At 73.0% G+C, this 16274-nt stretch carries 12 protein-coding genes and 1 pseudogene; 6 read left to right on the forward strand and 7 right to left on the reverse strand.

Going from position 1 to position 16274, the window contains the following annotated elements:
• Positions 1–110: 110 nt before the first annotated feature.
• Positions 111–1379, forward strand: coding sequence for an MFS transporter (locus KI385_RS18805; protein WP_238573329.1), 1269 nt, complete (start codon positions 111–113; stop codon positions 1377–1379).
• On the opposite strand, the gene KI385_RS18810 is transcribed toward KI385_RS18805, so the two are convergent.
• From KI385_RS18810 to KI385_RS18820, 3 genes are all read right to left on the reverse strand, one after another.
• Positions 1369–3672: an SEL1-like repeat protein gene (locus KI385_RS18810; RefSeq protein WP_281066875.1), complete on the reverse strand. Its 2304-nt coding sequence runs from the start codon at positions 3670–3672 to the stop codon at positions 1369–1371. The genes KI385_RS18805 and KI385_RS18810 overlap by 11 nt on opposite strands.
• A gap of 34 nt (positions 3673–3706) precedes the next feature.
• A complete protein-coding gene (locus tag KI385_RS18815; protein ID WP_238573331.1) occupies positions 3707–4720 on the reverse strand; it encodes a nucleoside triphosphate pyrophosphohydrolase in 1014 nt (337 codons plus the stop codon).
• Positions 4721–4807: 87 nt separating this feature from the next.
• Complete coding sequence (locus tag KI385_RS18820; RefSeq protein WP_238573332.1) at positions 4808–5446, reverse strand: SurA N-terminal domain-containing protein; 639 nt, start codon at positions 5444–5446, stop codon at positions 4808–4810.
• A gap of 270 nt (positions 5447–5716) precedes the next feature.
• Between KI385_RS18820 and KI385_RS18825 the strand changes: the two genes are divergently transcribed.
• From KI385_RS18825 to KI385_RS18835, 3 genes and pseudogenes are all read left to right on the forward strand, one after another.
• On the forward strand, positions 5717–6046 hold the full coding sequence (locus KI385_RS18825; protein WP_238573333.1) for a hypothetical protein: 330 nt from the start codon (positions 5717–5719) through the stop codon (positions 6044–6046).
• A 61-nt stretch (positions 6047–6107) separates the two neighbouring features.
• Positions 6108–6768: pseudogene (locus KI385_RS18830) on the forward strand (CatB-related O-acetyltransferase).
• A 193-nt stretch (positions 6769–6961) separates the two neighbouring features.
• The gene (locus KI385_RS18835) at positions 6962–7795 is read left to right on the forward strand and encodes a S1 family peptidase (protein WP_238573334.1); all 834 of its coding nucleotides are present in this window, start codon (positions 6962–6964) and stop codon (positions 7793–7795) included.
• Between the two features lie 54 nt (positions 7796–7849).
• Here KI385_RS18835 and KI385_RS18840 read toward each other — a convergent pair whose 3' ends face one another.
• The 3 genes from KI385_RS18840 to KI385_RS18850 all read right to left on the reverse strand — a co-directional run bounded on the left by KI385_RS18840 (position 7850) and on the right by KI385_RS18850 (position 12659).
• On the reverse strand, positions 7850–9562 hold the full coding sequence (locus KI385_RS18840) for a serine/threonine-protein kinase (protein ID WP_281066876.1): 1713 nt from the start codon (positions 9560–9562) through the stop codon (positions 7850–7852).
• Entirely contained in the window at positions 9559–10239 is a 681-nt protein-coding gene (locus KI385_RS18845) for a hypothetical protein (RefSeq protein WP_238573335.1), read from the reverse strand. The genes KI385_RS18840 and KI385_RS18845 overlap by 4 nt, the downstream gene beginning before the upstream one ends.
• 209 nt (positions 10240–10448) lie before the next feature.
• Complete coding sequence (locus KI385_RS18850) at positions 10449–12659, reverse strand: N-6 DNA methylase (RefSeq protein WP_425356930.1); 2211 nt, start codon at positions 12657–12659, stop codon at positions 10449–10451.
• Between the two features lie 191 nt (positions 12660–12850).
• On the opposite strand from KI385_RS18850, the gene KI385_RS18855 reads away from it, so the two are divergent.
• Positions 12851–13627, forward strand: coding sequence for a DUF4190 domain-containing protein (locus KI385_RS18855; RefSeq protein ID WP_238573336.1), 777 nt, complete (start codon positions 12851–12853; stop codon positions 13625–13627).
• A gap of 80 nt (positions 13628–13707) precedes the next feature.
• On the opposite strand, the gene KI385_RS18860 is transcribed toward KI385_RS18855, so the two are convergent.
• Positions 13708–14436 (reverse strand): HNH endonuclease family protein, encoded by a 729-nt coding sequence (locus KI385_RS18860; protein WP_238573337.1) that lies wholly within the window; start codon positions 14434–14436, stop codon positions 13708–13710.
• A gap of 188 nt (positions 14437–14624) precedes the next feature.
• Between KI385_RS18860 and KI385_RS18865 the strand changes: the two genes are divergently transcribed.
• A complete protein-coding gene (locus KI385_RS18865; protein ID WP_238573338.1) occupies positions 14625–16154 on the forward strand; it encodes a DUF2079 domain-containing protein in 1530 nt (509 codons plus the stop codon).
• Positions 16155–16274: the final 120 nt, after the last annotated feature.

Below are 16274 nucleotides of genomic sequence, written 5' to 3' on the forward strand. Positions count from 1 at the left end.
ATGCGATGGATGCGATGACAACGATGTGTTGGACTCATCGATGGTGCCGGGCCCAGGCTGGGACGTGCCCGCCGCCACGGTGGCCGCGGGCGACACGGGGAGGTCAACTCATGGCACGCGCACACCGATCGGAACCGGGGAGGCTGGGACGCGGCACGCTGCTGCTGATGTCCGTCGCCACCGGCCTCTCGGTCGCCGGCAACTACTTCGCCCAGCCCCTGCTGGACGTCATAGGCCACGATCTGCACCTGTCCGCGTCCACCGCCGCGCTGGTCGTCACCGTCGCCCAGGTCGGCTACGGGCTCGGCCTGCTGCTGCTCGTACCGCTCGGCGACCTGCTGGAACGCCGCAGGCTGGCCGTCACCCTGACACTGGCCACCGCCGCCTTCCTCACCGTCACCGCGAGCGCGCCGAACGCCACCCTTCTGCTGACGGGCACCGCGCTGACCGGCCTGACCTCGGTCGCCGCCCAGGTCGTCGTGCCGTTCGCGGCGACCCTCGCGGCCCCCGCCGAACGCGGCCGGACCGTCGGCACCCTCATGACCGGCCTGCTGCTGGGCATCCTGCTGGCCCGGACCGCCGCCGGACTGCTCGCCGAACTCGGCGGCTGGCGCACCGTCTACTGGGTCAACGCGGCGCTGATGCTGCTGGTGGCCGTGCTGCTGCGGCTCCGGCTGCCCGCCCTGCGCACCACGGCCGGGCTGCGCTATCCGGCACTGCTGCGCTCCACGCTGACCCTGTTCGCCCAGGAGCCGGTGCTGCGCCGGCGGGCGGCGCTGGGCGCGCTGTCCTTCGCGGGCTTCAGCGTGCTGTGGACGGCGCTGGCCTTCTTGATGTCCGGCCCGGCCTACGGCTGGCAGGAGTCGGCCATCGGCCTGCTGGGGCTGGTGGGCGCGGCCGGTTCACTGGCCGCTTCGGTGGCCGGACGGCTGGCGGACCGCGGCCTGGCACACCGGGTCACCGGCGTCGCGGCGTTCCTGCTGCTCGGCTCCTGGGGCCTGCTGGCGGCCGGCGGCGGGGGCGGGGCCTGGTCGCTGGCCGCGCTGCTGGCCGGCGTCGTCGTACTGGACCTGGCCGCACAGGCGGTCCACGTCAGCAACCAGAACCTGGTCTACGCGGTCCGCCCCGAGGCTCGTAACCGGCTCAACTCCGCCTATATGACCAGCTACTTCGTGGGCGGGGCGGCCGGCTCGGCGCTCACGTCGGTGGTGTGGGGCGCGGCGGGGTGGGCTGGCGTAAGCGTGTTGGGCGCCGGGCTCGCGGCGGCGGGGGCGGGGCTTTGGGTCATCGACCGGCTGCGCCCTCCTTCCGCGGCCGACGCGCGGACGGCGGAGCAGCCTGTGGCGGCCCCCGTGCCGGCTCCCTCCCTCACACCGTGACGGTGCCGGCGTCGGTCTCCGGACCCTCGCCGAGTGCCCGCCGGGCGCCTGGGTGGCCCATGTCGGCGGCCTTGCGGTACCAGCCCTGGGCCTGTGTCCGCTCGCCCTTCGCCTTGTGCAACTCGGCGAGGCGGAAGGCGCCGTAGGCGTCGCCGGTTTCGTAGCCCTTGAGGTACCAGGTACGGGCTTCGTCGGGGCGGCCGCGTAGGTCCAGATAAACGCCCAAGCTGGTGGCATCCATCGCCCCCTCTTCGGCGTTGGCCCGGAGTTCCCGTTCGGCTTCAACCGCCGATCGGCCTTCGGAGAAGTGCTGCCCCAACGCCTCGACCGCCCGGTCATCGCCCGCGTCTGCCGCGCGCCGAAACCAGACTTCGGCCTCTTCGCGATCGTTGTACAGGAGAAGCACTGTGGCAAAGCTCGCCGCGACCTGCGGATACCCGACGCGGACCGCGTCCAAGTAGCAGACGAAAGCGCCGTCCACATCGCCGCTGCCCAGCAGCAGATCCCCCAACAGGTGAGAAGCCTCCGCGCTCCCGCAGGTCCTACCCACCGTCAGCCAGTGCTGCGCCCGATCACGAAGCAGCTTGGCGAGCAGGGTCGCCGCCTCGGCGTCCCCGGCTTCGGCGGCGATCTCCAGGAAGGGCTCCGCAGCCTTGCCCTCGCCCCTCTCGGCCAGCATCCGGCCGAGCCGTCCGGCGGACCGTGGCAGCCCGGCCTCCGCAGCGCGCCGGAACCACCGCTCGGCGTCCTCCCATTCGCCGAGCGATTCGGCCAATATGCCGAGGTTTTGCAGGGCGTGCCGGTCGCCCGCTTCGGCAGCGAGCCGAAAGGCTTCGTGCGCGGCCGTGGCGATCGCCTTGAAGTCGTACGTCTCGTCCGCGCGGGCCGATTCGAGGGCGCAGACCCAGACCTGGCTGTCCACCGCGGGCAGGTCCGCGTGCCAGGTCGCGGTCTCGACGAGGAAGGGCGCTACCCGCCACGTATCGTCGCTGACCCGGACAAGGAATCGCAGCAGCCCGTACCGCCGCTCGGTCGCCCATGCGCGGGCGTCCTCCACCGACTCCCGGTCCATGCCGGCCACGTCCGCGTAGCCCCCGTGCACCTTGAGGAGCAGGTCCATGGGCAGCGGTCCGGTGAGCCCGCAGCGGGCCAGGTCGAGGGCGGCCCGGACCAGGGCGTGACCGCGCGGGTGGCGGTCCGCTCGGCGGGCGCGCCACCACTCCTCCCAGAGGAGCGGGCCCAGGGCGAGGTAGGCGGCGGCGCCTTCCGGGCCGCTCGACCGGGCGGCGTCGGCCAACCGGGGATCCCCCGGGGGCTCGGCGCGCCGCGCCGGCCGGGCCCGCTCGGCGGGGCTCCACTCGCGCGCCAGCTCGACGGTGTGCGCGAGGTCGAGGACCCGGCCGTGGGGCGCGTGCCGGTGCTCGTCGTAGGCGTCGTCGCGCATGGTGGCGAGGACGACGACCCGCAGTCCGGCCAGCCGGTCCAGCAGCCGCGGCTCCAGCCCGCCGTCGCCGAGATGCCCGTCGAGGTCGTCCAGCCATACGGCATACCGCCCCGGACGCCCCTGTAGCAGGGCGGGCAGCCCGCGCAGGTCCGCGCCGCGCGCGGGCGCGAACACCCGGAAGCCGGCGAGCCCCTCGGTCATCGCCTCCAGCGCGGAACGGGACTTGCCGGTGAACGGCTCACCGAGCAGCAGCACGAGCCCGCCGCGGGCCCCGGCCTGCGTGATCGCCGCGATGAGTTCGTCGTCACGGTCACGGATGACGTACGGAGGCAGTGGCGGGAGGCCGTCCCTGCGGTGGGTGGGCCGCACGCCGAGAGCTATGGGATCTACGTCCTCGACCTTGGGCCAGTCCTGGGGGTCGGGGAGGGCCCCGTGGTACGGGCTCGCGTGGAAGGTGACCGAACCGATGGAGGCGGCTTGGACGACGCTGCCCTGGGTGCCGCCGGAGATGGTGTTGTGCGGCGGGGCGGCGGGGCGGGGGTCGTCCGGTCCCGAGTCCGGTCGCGCGGGCAACTCGTCGAGAATGGCGCGGAGTTCGACGGCGGCCCGGGGGTCGCGTTCGAGTAAGTCAGACAGCCGAAGTTCCCACCCCGACAAGACGCGCGGGGACGGCGCGGGTTCAGTGGGCAACTCACCCAACATCTGGGCGAGTGCTGCGGCACCACGGTCATCCGCTCGGCCGAACAGCTCCATCAGGCGCCGCTGCACATCCGCCCAAGCCTCCGTGCCCACCACCTGGACCAGGGCCCTCGCCCCCGAGTCCACCAGCTCGCTCAACTCCCGTTCCACCCGCGCCCCCTCTACAAGCCCTTCCCCAGGCTACTTACACCGCACCGCCCTCGGCAGCCACCACCGCATCCCGATAGGCCCGCGCCGCCGCCCGCAGCGCCGCCTCCGGGTCGACGCCCTCCTCCTCGGCCCGTACGGCCATCGCCAGCAGCTCGTACCCGACCCCCTGGCCCATCGGCAGCGCGACATCGAGGCCGGCCGACCGCACCCGCGACGCCAGCTTCGCCGCCAGCGCCAGCCCGGGCTGGGCCAGCGGAATGCCCTCGGTCACCGACTCCCGCTGCTTCTCCACGGCCTTCGTCCGCATCCAGTGCGCCTTGACGTCCTCCGGGGTCGCCGCGTCCTCCTCGCCGAAGACATGGGGATGGCGGTGGATCAGCTTCTCGACGATTCCGCCCGCGACATCGTCGAGGGAGAACGGCTCATCGGGGTCGTCCTGGGCGATCCGGGCGTGGAAGACGACCTGGAGGAGCACATCGCCCAGCTCCTCGCGCAGTGCCTCGCGGTCGCCTTCCTCGATGGCCTCGACGAGCTCGTACGCCTCCTCGATGCCGTACTTGGCGAGGTCGCGGTGCGTACGGATGCTGCTCCAGGGGCATTCGGCGCGGATCTGGTCCATGACCTGGACGAGGTCGAGCAGCCGGGCGCCGGGCAGGTCGTAGGAGCCGGGCAGCAGCTCCAGGTCGGGCATGGTCTCGCGGCCGGAGCCGGCCAGCCGGGCCAGGCCGTCGGTCAGCGCGCTCTCGCCCTCCGCGGAGGTCAGGACGACGGCCGTACGGGCCTCGGGCACGCAGTAGTCGACCAGCTCGCGGGCGGAGGGGGCGGCGGTCTCCACCTCGATGCCGGCCTCCCGCAGATACGGCAGCTGCGGATGGTCCGGGTCGGCGCACAGCACCCGCTGGGCCGTGCGCAGGGTCTGCCACGCGGGCCAGGACAGCAGTCCCGGGGCGACCCGATGGCTGGTGGTGAGCAGGACCAGGCGTCCGGTGCCGGTGCCCTCGGGGCGGGCGGCGGCGCCGGCGTCGGCAGCAGAGGCGTCAGGGTTCACGCATCGAACGTAACGCACCGCACTGACAACACCCGGCGCCGGTCGGCCCACGGACCCGGGCACGGCCTCCCGCCGTACGGCGTCCGCTCAGGCCTGCTGCCTCACATGCTCCGTGGTGATCCACGGGTCCTTGGTCTCACCGAGGATGACCTGCTGGTCGTCCCACTTGCCGAAGCGCGGATTGACGTCGATGCCCATGGACCGGGAGGTCTTGGCCAGCGCCTCGGCGAGCTTCTGCTGGCCCTGCGGCTTACCGCGGTCGGCGCCGAGGTGCTTGGCGAGGCCGTCGAGCAGCAGCTGGTTGCGGACCATGGCGTCGACCTCGTCGGGGGCCACGCCCTGCTGGAGCCACATCGCCTTCAGCCGCTCGGCGCCGCCGGCCTGCTTCTCCGCCCGGGCCCGCCACTTCTGGATGTCGCCGCGGGTGACCGTCACCCCGGCGTCCTTCGCGCCGCGCGCCAGCACCTCGTCGAAGATCATGCCGTTGAGGGTGGCCAGGCTCAGCCGGCCGGTGTTCATGATCAGCTGGCCGCCCTGCGGGGACTTGGCCTGCGCCGCACGTACGTCCTTCACCTTCGCCTGCAACTGCGAGACGGTGATCCGCTTCCCGTCCACGATGGCCGCGGCACCGGGGTGGGCGTCGCCACTACAGGCGGCGAGCAGCGGGGTCGCGGCCAGCAGAGCGGCGGTGGCGGATACGGAGAGCGCTGTCCTACGGCGGAACACTTGGCCTCCCGGCAGATCGTGCGACGGAGTCTCGACCTTGAGCTGTCGATGCTATGGAGTCGGCGTGGCCCAGGCCACTGCTTCGGCCAACGATCTGCGCCGAGGACGGTTTCTCCCCACGCGGACGGGGCCGGCACCCGGCCGAGGGCGCCATCCGTTCCGCAACGACCCCGCTCCGGCACAAGTCCTTTTGCCGCAAGCCCCTTTGACACAAGCCCTTGAGCCGAAAACCGCAGGAGACCGCACCCTCGGCCGACCTAGGCTGGTCCGGTGATCAAGGACCATCCCTTCGCCGACGGGCACCATCTCGCCTGGGAGCTCACCGGCTTCGGCGCTGACGACCGGATCGAGGTGTCCGCCTCGCTGCCCCGGGAGCAATTCATCCGGGTCAGGCACCTCTTCCCCCTCGGCGCCGACGCATGGATGCTCGCCGGCGAATACCCCGTCCCTCCGGACATCTGGGAACCGCTGCGGGAAATCCTCGGGATCACCGCCTTCCGCGAGGGCATCGACTACTTCCTCGGCGCTCGCCAGGACCTTCCCGACGGCCGGCCCTGGCGCCCGGCACCGACCCGTTGCCCGGCCCGGTACCACCCCTGACGCCCACACCCTGAATCGCAGGAAACCCAGCACCCGCCATCTGTGAGGAGACCGATTCACCATGCCGCCTGTTCCCGCTGATCCGACCGCGGTTCACCCCATGCCCGAGCAGCCGCGCCTGGTGCTGCTGAAACCGCTGGTCACTTCGCCGCTGATCGACGTCGGGGAGTACTCCTATTACGACGACCCGGACGATCCGACGGCATTCGAGACGCGCAATGTGCTGTATCACTACGGGCCGGAGAAGCTGGTCATCGGCAAGTTCTGTGCCCTGGGCGAAGGCGTGCGGTTCATCATGAACGGCGCCAACCACCGGATGGACCGGCCCCTCGACCTTTCCCTTCCCCATCATGGGAGGTTCGTGGGCCGAGCATTTCGACCTGATCACCGGACTGCCCGGAAGAGGCGACACCGTGGTCGGCAACGATGTCTGGTTCGGCTACCGGGCCATGGTGATGCCCGGCGTCCGTATCGGCCACGGAGCGGTCATCGCCTCAGGTTCCGTCGTCGTGGACGACGTCCCCGACTACGGCATCGTCGGCGGCAACCCGGCTGGACTGATCCGCCGCCGCTACAGCGATGAGGACATCGCCCGCCTCCTGGCCCTCGCCTGGTGGGACTGGCCGGCCGAGCACATCACCGAGCACATCCGCACGATCATGTCCGGCAGCATCGACGACCTGGAGGCCGCGGCTCCGAGGAAGCAGCAAGTCGACCGTTGACCTGCGCGGTCGACCGATCGGGACGCCCCACGACTTCTGGGATGCGGTTGCCGGTCCGTGCGGGCTGCCGGAGTGGTTCCGGCCGAGGGGCGGGGGTTGTCCCTACTGTGCACGGGCCCGTTGTCCGGATGGCTCGGTGAATCTTGAACGCGCAGGCTGAACACGTCCGGATCTCCGATGGAAGGGACACTGTGTGTTCGGCTTGAAGTTGGTCCGCCGTCATGCGGCGCGTGCCACCGCCGTCGTCGCTCTCGCCGCCGCGGCGTGCGCCACCACGATGACCGGCAGCGCCGGAGCGATCGTCAACGGGACGGATTCCACGGAGCGTTACCCGTTCATGGCGTCGATCCCGATGACGGTCCCGGGCGTGCTGGACGACGGTGTCTGCGGGGCGTCACTGATCGATCCGCAGTGGGTGCTGACGGCCGCCCACTGCGTGGCGGAGAAGCAGGTCAAGCTGGACGGCATCGTCCGTATCGGCAGCAAGCAGCGGCAGTCCGGGGGCACCGTCCGGGCCATCGAGCGGACGGTGGTCCACCCGGGCTATGTGAATGGCGAAGGGGAAGCCGCCAACCAGGACGACGTAGCGCTGGTCCGCCTTGACCGCCCGGTCGCCGAGAAGCCCATCCGTATCGCGCCGCGGCCCGGGCGGCCCGGCACCCCGACCCGGCTCCTGGGTTTCGGCACCGCCGTCGACATCACCAAGCTCCCCGACGCGGTGTTCGCGGACCGGCTGCAGGAACTCGAAGCCCGCAGGGGGGCCGACGCCGAGTGTGCCCCCGGCTACGCGGGCAGGACCCGGCTGTGCACGGTCAGCCGCGTGCCGGACGCCATGGCGTGCTTCGGGGACTCCGGCGGACCGCAGATCCAGCGGGGCAGGGGCGGGCGGTGGGAACTCGTCGGGACCACCTCGGGTCCCGGCGCCCCGGACCTGGCCTGCTCGGACGGGCCGGGTCTCTACAGCAATGTGCCCGCCTACGCGGACTGGATTCGGAGGACCATCACGACCATCGGCAGGAACGCCTGATCCCCTTCGGGGTGGGGGCGGGTTCGGGCCCGTCGACGGGGCGGCGCCCCCGCCTCACGCCTGCATCTGCCCCAGCCAGTACAGCGTGCGGCGTAGTTCTTCCGGGAAGGCGTGGTGGGGGCCGTGGAGGCGTTCGGCGTCGTAGAGGAGGCGGGAGAGGGTTTCCTGGGCGGCGCCGCGTTCGCCCTGGGCCAGGAGCAGGTGGCCTATGGAGCGGCGGATTTCCAGGGGGCGGGCGGGGTCGTCGGCGTAGTGCTCGAAGTACGGGAGCAGGGCGCGGTACTCCTCCAGGGCCTGGGCGACCTCGCCGAGTTGTTCGAGGCACTGGGCGGCCTCGTAGTGGAACTGGAGGGCCTGGCGGGTCGCTCCCGCGCCGGATTCCTTGGCGAACTCCTCGGCCAGCAGCCGGAGTTCGGGCAGTGCGCGGCGGTACTGGCCGTCGTCCATGAGGGTGGCGGCGTACTGCTTGCGCAGGGTGCGGACGACCGGGGAGTGTGCGCCGTGCCGCTCGGCGGCGGCCGGCAGGATGCCGCCGAGGATGTCCACGGCGCGGGTGATCCGACCCTGGTCGAGCAGGCTCTTGACCTCGTCGACGGCGGCCGCGACGTCCGGGCCGGTGGACGATCCGGACGAGGTGCGGGGGTCGGGGGAGGAGGCCCGGGCGCCGGGGCGGGAGGTACGGGCCGCGGGGACCCCGGAGGTGCGGGGGTCGGTGGCCGGGCGGCCGGTCCCGCCGGCCGCGGGGGCGGCCCCCGGGCCGAGGGCAGGCTCCGGAACGAGCGGCGTGGACAGCGCGGTCGGCGTCGGGGCCGGGGCCGGCGCCCCTGAGGAGCGCACCGGCCAGGGGGCCTGCGGCTGCCGGAAGGGGCGGGTGGGGTCCATCGGGGCGAGCGGGGTGGGCGGGGACTGTGCGGCCTGCGGCCCCGTGGTGGCGGCGGGCAGCAGCGGGGCCAGCGCCTGGTAGACCTCCTGGGCGTCGGCGGGGCGGGCCTGGGGGTCCTTGCGCAGCAGGTGGAGGACGAGGGCTTCGAGGGCCTCGGGGACGTCGGGGCGCAGTTTGCGTACCGGGACGGGCTCCTCGTGGAGGTGGCGGTGGAGTACGCCCAGGGCCGTCGAGCCGGCGAACGGGACCTCGCCGCTGAGGAGTTCGTGCAGCAGCACCCCGAGCGCGTAGAGGTCGGTGTGCGGGCCGACCGCGCCGCCCATCGCCTGCTCGGGCGCCATGTAGGCGGGGCTGCCGATGGGCGAGCCTGTGTGGGTGAGGCGGGTGGTGTCGGTGTCCAGGGCGGAGGCGATGCCGAGGTCGAGCACGACCAGGGAGCCGTCCGGCCGGATCATGACATTGCGGGGCTTGAGGTCGCGGTGGACGATCGGTACCGCGTGGACGGACGCCAGTACGGCGCAGAGCTGGGCGGCGACGGAGACCGCCCAGGGCCAGGGGTAGGGGTCGTGCTCGGCGAGGTGGTCGGAGAGGTCGGCGCCCTCGACGTACTGCATGACCAGGTAGAGGTCCTCGTCATCGCTTCCGGCGTCGTGGACGGTGACCAGGCCGGGGTGGTCGACCTGCGCGGTCACCCGGCATTCGCGGACGAAGCGGCGGCGCATCTCCTCGCCGTCCGGGGTGCCCGCCACCCGGTCGGGGCGCAGCAGCTTGACGCCGACCCGGCGGTCCAGCCGGCGGTCGTAGCCGATCCAGACCTGGCCCATTCCGCCCTGGCCGAGCAGCGCGGAGAGTTCGTAGCGCTCGGCGATGACCCGCCCGTTCACCGCCCCTCCTCCCTGCGGAGGTAGTCGCTGAGCTCATCGAGCTCGGCCCGTACACGGTCGATGCGCTGCGGCTGGGGCCGGTCCTGGGGCGGCGGGGCGTACGGGCCCGCGGGCGGCGGCGAGGGGTGCGGCGGTGCGCCATGGGCCGGGGGCTGCGGCAGCCGGGTCTCGGTCATGGCGTACGGGTTGACGGGTGCTGCGCCGGGCGCCCCGTACGGCTGGGTCTCCTGGGCGTACAGCGGGGCCGGCACGGGCGGCCGCGGCGGGCCGTAGTGATGCGCGGCGGGTGCGGCGGCGGGCGGCATGCCGGGATAGGCCGCCGGGACGTGGCGGTCACCGTATCCGGTCGTCCGCTGCGCGCGGATATCGACGACCAGGTAGTACGCCACGGCCACGGCGATCTGTATCAGCACCAGCGCGACCCCGACGTCGGTGCGCCAGTCCGTTTCGGGATAGCCGGTGACCAGCAGAAAGCTGCCGATGAGCACCACCAGGTCACCACCGAACAGCCACCAGCCCAGCTGCCCGCGCCGCACCATCGCGGCCCGCAGCAGCGTGGCCCAGGCCAGCAGGCCGAGGCTGAGCACCGCGGCGGCCACGAAGACCACCCGCAGCAGGATGACCGTCGCCCGCGCCGGGGGACGGTGCGGCGGGAGGGCAGGGACGGGGCCGTGCATTACTGCTCCTGACGGATCGGGTCATGGCCGGTGGGGCCGTGCTGCCACGGCGGCCTCGCGCGCGGGCGCGGGGTGCGCAGGGTACGCGCACGTGCCTGCGAGCGTATCTACGACGCCGACCGCGTGTGCGGGGTTGTACGGAATGGACGGCCCGATCTGCCGGTCCCCGACGGCGCCGCCCCGCCGCCCCTCCCTGCCCGTCCGCCGGGTCAGTCCGGGGTCACCGAGCCGTCCGTCAGCCCGTCGTACAGGCCCTGGACCAGCTGCTCGCCGAGCCGGGACGCCAGCCGCAGGGCCCCTTCGAAGGCGGCCAGATCGCCGAACCGCTGCCCGTAGCGGCGCTGCTCGGCGAGCGGCAGCCGGGGCACCTGGAGGCGGCGGACGTCGAGCCGGGTGGCGGTGGAGGCGTAGCTGCTGGCCTGCCGGTTGTTGGCGGTGCCGCGCAGGAATCCGGCCAGGAACCAGGGGTCGACGGCGGCCGGGTCGGGCCGCAGCAGGGTGAGGTTGCGGCCGAGCGCGGCACCGGCGGTGGCCTCGTCGACGACCCGGGCGATGGCACCGCCGCCGAGGACCGGGACGACGACATCGCCCACGAGGACCAGGACCGGTTCCTCGGCGGGCCCGGAGGCGGGTGCTTCGGGGAGGGTGCCGGAGGGGGCGCCGCCGCCGATGACGTCATGGTCGGTGAGCACCGCCGGCCCTGCCCCGAGTTCTCGGGTACCGCCGCCGCCGGCGCGCAGTACCAGGGCGCCGGAGCGGGCGAGTTCGCCGACGGTGGTCATGGGCCAGCGGGAGGTTGCGGCGAGGTCCGGCAGGGTGTCGCCGGCCCCGGGCCGCGGGGTGAGTTCGGTGGTACGGGCGAGGGTGGCGGTCAGCCGGTCGCGTACCCGGGCGAGTTCGGCGGGGCCGCCGGCCGCGGCGGGCGGCGGGAGGTGCCGGGCCGGGGCGAGGTCGACATCGTCGTCGAGAAGGTCGATGGCGGCCAGCGACCGCCGGACGCCGGGCACTTCCTCGATGCCGCCGTCGCGGTCGAAGACCTGCCAGGCGTCGACGGCGGTGGCGCGGACGGTCTGCCAGTCGGGCTTGTCGCGGCCGGTGGCCGCGCCGGTGGCAGCACCGGTGGCTGGGCCAGTGGCGGGGCCCGCGGTGTCGACGACAAGGAGCTGCGGGGTGGGCGGCGGGCCGCCGCCGGGCTTGCGCAGCACCCACAGGTGCAGCGGGACGCCGTTGGGCGGGGCGGCGCCGGCGGGCAGCGCGATGACGGCGCGCAGCGCGCCGCGGCGCAGCAGGTCGGCGCGGATCCGGCGGCCGGAGCGGCGGGAGGCGGCGGCGGGCGGCATCAGGAGGACGGCGGTGCCGCCTTCGCGGAGTCGGGCCAGCGCGTGCTGGACCCAGGCCAGTTCGGATTCCGTACGGGCCGGGAAGCCGTACTCCCAGCGGGGGTCGTAGGCCAGTTCGTCGTGGCCCCAGTTGCGTTCGTTGAACGGTGGGTGGACCAGGACGGCGTCGGCGGCGAGCTGCGGGAAGGCGTCGGCGCGCAGGGTGTCGGCGGCGCGTACCCGGACCTGGGCGTCGGGGGTGTTCAGGGCGAGGCGGAGCGCGGTGAGCGCGGCGAGGTCGGGGTCGGCCTCCTGGCCGTGCAGGGTGACCGGGCCGCCGTCGGTGCCGTCGGCTGCGGACTCTTCGCCGGCCCGCTCCTGTGCGGCGCTCAGCAGGCCGCCGGCGCCGCAGGCCGGGTCGAGGACGGTGCCCAACGGGCCTGCCAGGGCGGCCAGTTCGGCCATCAGCGCGGCCGGTCCGGGCGGGGTCAGGGTGTACTGCCGGGGGTTGGCGTCCAGGTGGCGGCCGAGCAAAAAGGCGTACGCCTCGGGGGCGCCCTCCACGGCCGCGAGGTCGCCGGCGGCCCGTACCAGCGCGGCGGACGGGGCGAGCGCCTCGCGGGTCAGTCCGCGTACGGGGTGCTCCGGGCCGAGCCGGGAGGCGAGGACGGCGTCGAGCATCGCGGGCAGTACACCGGTCAGTTCGGCGTCGTCGGCGGCGCCGCGCAACTGCTGCCAGGTCGCCGGCCGTTCGCGGACCAGCAGCAGCACGGCGCCGGCCTGCCGCAGCGCGGCCGCGGCGCCCGCCGGGTGCCCGACGAGCTGCTGCCAGACCCGCTCGCGCAGCGGTACCTCGGCGAGTTTGCCCTGGTCGCGCAGCCACTGCTCGATATCGCCGAGGGCGAAGGCGGGGCTGGTCTCGGTGCCGCCGACCGGCTTGGGGAAGTCCGCGTGCCGACGTCGCCAGTTGCTGACGGCGGCCCGGCCGACGCCGGCGAGCCGGGCGATCCCGGCGGCGGTCACCTCGGTCGGGCGGCCGCCCGCGCCGGTATCCGCCGTCTTGGTGTCCGTCGCATTGTCCGGCGATGCGTTGTCCGGCACCTGGCTGACTCCCATCCCGTGACCCCCGACAGCTGTGTCCGCAAGCATACCCATGCACGGTCAACGACCACCTTCACAGCGTGAACTCATCGAATTCACTCGCTCATGTTGACTCGGTTCACAGGCTCTGTTGTTATTGACCCATCGCTTCGGCGGAATTCGATCCGAGTGCCCGGAAGGGGCCCCTTCGCATGTCTCAGCAGATGCACTACCAGCCCGCCCCCCAGGGGCCCACCGGCGCTCACGCCCCCCAGGCGGCCCGCAACGGGCTCGGCGTCGCCGCCCTGATCCTCGGCATCATCGGCGCGCTCAGCGGCATCCCGATGATCCTGTTCTGGCTGGCCGGACCGCTGGGCATCCTCGCCCTGATCTTCGGCCTGGTGGGCCTCAGCCGCGTCAAGAAGGGCCAGGCCACGAACAAGGGCGTGGCCGTGACCGGCACGATCCTGGGTGGCCTCGCGATCATCCTCGCGATCGTCGGCATCATCGTCACCGTGCTGGCGGTCAACAAGGCGGTCGACGAGGTGAACGAGGAGTTCGACAAGCAGTCGGGCAGCAGCAGCAACATCAAGGACCTCGGCGCCGGTGAAGCGGCGAAGTACAACAACGGCCTTCAGGTGACCGTCTCGAAGCCGACCCCGTACACCGTCGACCCGAGCACCATGATCAGCGGCCACGTCGAGGGCAACAAGGCGTACAAGGTCACCGTCACGCTCAAGAACACCGGCGACAAGGCAGCCACCAACCCGGTCATGTCGACCGAGGCGGAGGCCGACGGCAAGAAGGCCGAAGAGGTCGCCGACGACAAGCACGGCATCCTCCACCACGACTGGGAGAAGACGCTCGACCCCAATGAGTCCGACAGCGTGGAGATGGTCTTCGACGCGCCGCCGTCCGCCAAGGAGCTCTCCATCAAGATCACGCCGGACTTCCTGCTCGACCCCGCGAACTGGAAGCTGACCCTCTGATCCGCTCCACGTCCGCAGACCACGCTGTCGGCCCGGAACCGCTCCCTCGCGGTCCCGGGCCGACGGCCGTGTGTGCGGTGCTACTTCGCCGAGAACCGCGCCGGCGCCTCCGTGGGGCTGCCACCGCCCGGCAGCCGCTCGCCCGGGCAGGAGTTCAGCACCCGCACCATCGCGTCCTTCTCGGCCCGCGTCACCCACAGCCGGTACTTCTTCTTCACCGCCACCTGGCGCGCGACGTACGTACAGCGGTACGCCGTGTACGCGGGCAGCCAGGTCGCCGCGTCCCCGTCGCTCTTCCGACGGTTCGCCGACGCATCGACCGCGATCAGATTCAGCGGGTCATTGGCCAGCGCCACCCGCTTGCGCCCCGGCCACTGCCCCGCGCCCTTCTGCCAGGCGTCCGACAGCGCCACCACATGGTCGATATCGACCTTGCTGCGACCGCGCCGGTAGCGCACCGACTCCCCCGTGTACGGGTCCTTCGGCAGCGTTCCGGACACCACGACGCAGTCGCCGCCGCGGAACGCCGTGTCCCGCAGATCCCGCTTGAGGATGTCGTCCCGCGTTCCGCAGCCGTTGCCGTCCGTGTCCGCCCAGGCCGAGCCGAACCGGTCCCGGGCGTAACCCGTCTTCGGGGCCCGGCCCTTGACATCCAGCGAGGCAACGGCCCGCAGCGCGCTGCCCGGGGCCGCCTCCCCCGCGGGAACGGACGGACTCTCCTCGGCGTCTGAACCACTGCCGCCCCAAGTGTCGTCCGGGGCACAGCCGGTCAGGATCAGCAAGGCGGCCAGCACGGTGGCGGCGGTCACGGGAAGCGCGGTCCGTATCAAGGCAGGCGTCCAATCCGGGAGCGTAGGGGCGGGGTTGGGGCGGCTCCCCCGGCTGCCACCGGGGGCACCCCCCGTGCCGTTGAGGCTACGCGGGCGGCGAGCATACGGAGCGGCGGCCCGGCTCGCCGCTTCGAGTATCTTTTCGGCAGTTGAGAGTGAGGACCCGCATGGACACGGCCGCAGCAACGGCCGGTGCCGCCGGGCGGAGTCCGGGGGAAGACGGCGGCACCGTGCCACCGCCCCGGGCCGCCGCCCCGGCCGGCCCCGCGACCACCGGCACACCGCCGGACCACCCCGGTGCCCTGCGGCGCACCGCCCGCCGTCTGCGCGACCGCACGGTCCCGCTGCGCGCCCCGCACCTCGACCCGTACTGGACGGCCGCGTTCCTGTTCGTCGCGTACGCCCTGCTGGCGATCTGCCGCTTCCGCTCGATGGGCAGCTCCTCCTGGGACCTGGGCATCTTCGAACAGGCCGTACGGGGCTACGCCCATTTCCAGGCGCCGATCGTCGACCTCAAGGGCCCCGGCACCAACATCCTCGGCGACCACTTCAGCCCGGTCCTGATCGTGCTCGCGCCCTTCTACCGGCTGTTCCCCTCACCCCTGACCCTGCTGATCGCCCAGGCCGCGCTGTTCGCACTGTCCGCGATACCGGTCGCCCGCGCCGCCGCCCGCTACCTGGGCCGGCTCCCGGGCCTGGCCCTCGGCGCCGCGTACGGCCTGTCCTGGGGCGTACAGAAGGCCGTCGACTTCGACTTCCACGAGATCGCCTTCGCGCTGCCGCTGATCGCCTTCGCACTGGAGGCGGTGCTGCGCGGACGCTGGACCGCAGCGGTGTGCTGGGCCGCGCCGCTGGTGCTGGTCAAGGAGGACCTGGGGGTCACCGCGGCCGCCATCGGCGCGCTCGCCCTGATCCGCACCCGCCGCGCCAGCCCCCTGAGCATCGGTCTGGTCGCGTTCGGTCTCAGCGCCACCGCCGTCACCCTCGGCGTGATCATCCCCGGCTTCAACGGCTCCGGCTCGTACGACTACTGGAGCAAATTCGGTGCGGACGGCGGCGGCGCCACCATCCCCCTCGACACCGCCCTGCGCACCACGCTCTGGGTCCTGGTGCCCACCACCGGCCTGCTCGCCCTGCGCTCCCCCCTCCTCCTGGTCGCGCTGCCCACCCTCGGCTGGCGGTTCCTCTCCCACGAGCCGCACTACTGGGGCATCGACTGGCACTACAACGCCGTTCTGATGCCGGTGGTCTTCCTCGCCCTGGTCGACGCCCTGCCGCCGGCCCGGGTCTCCGCCCGCCCCTGGCTGCGCTCGTACGCCCACCATCTACCGGCCGCCGTGCTGGCCGCCGCCCTCGCGCTGACCACCGCACTCCCCCTGGCCCGCCTCACCGAGGCCGACACCTACCGCAAACCCGCCACCGTCACCGCCGCCGAGCGGCTGCTCGACCGGATACCCGACGGCGCGAGCGTGGAGTCCGACATCCGGCCGCTGAGCCGCCTCACCGGCCGCACCCGGGTCTTCTGGACCGGCGACACGGGCGGGCTATCACCCGACTACATCGCCGTCCAGCTACGCGAGCGCCGCACCCCGGCGCAGACGCTCGCCGAGGCGAGTGCGCGGCACCCGAAGTCCACGTACGTCGTGCTCGGCGGTGCCGCGGACATCCTCGTACTCCACCGGACGTCCGCCCGCTGAGTCCCGCTCGCCTCCGGCGGGGTGGGGGTTTGTGGGGTGGGGCCCCGGTGTGGGGTGGGTGCCGGGTCCGGGGCCGGAGGGGTGGTGTTGTGGACTGCTTCGCTTTACGTCCACAACACC

Origin of the sequence: Streptomyces inhibens (assembly GCF_022221585.1) — a bacterium.
In the GTDB taxonomy this organism is placed as follows: Bacteria; Actinomycetota; Actinomycetes; order Streptomycetales; family Streptomycetaceae; genus Streptomyces; species Streptomyces inhibens.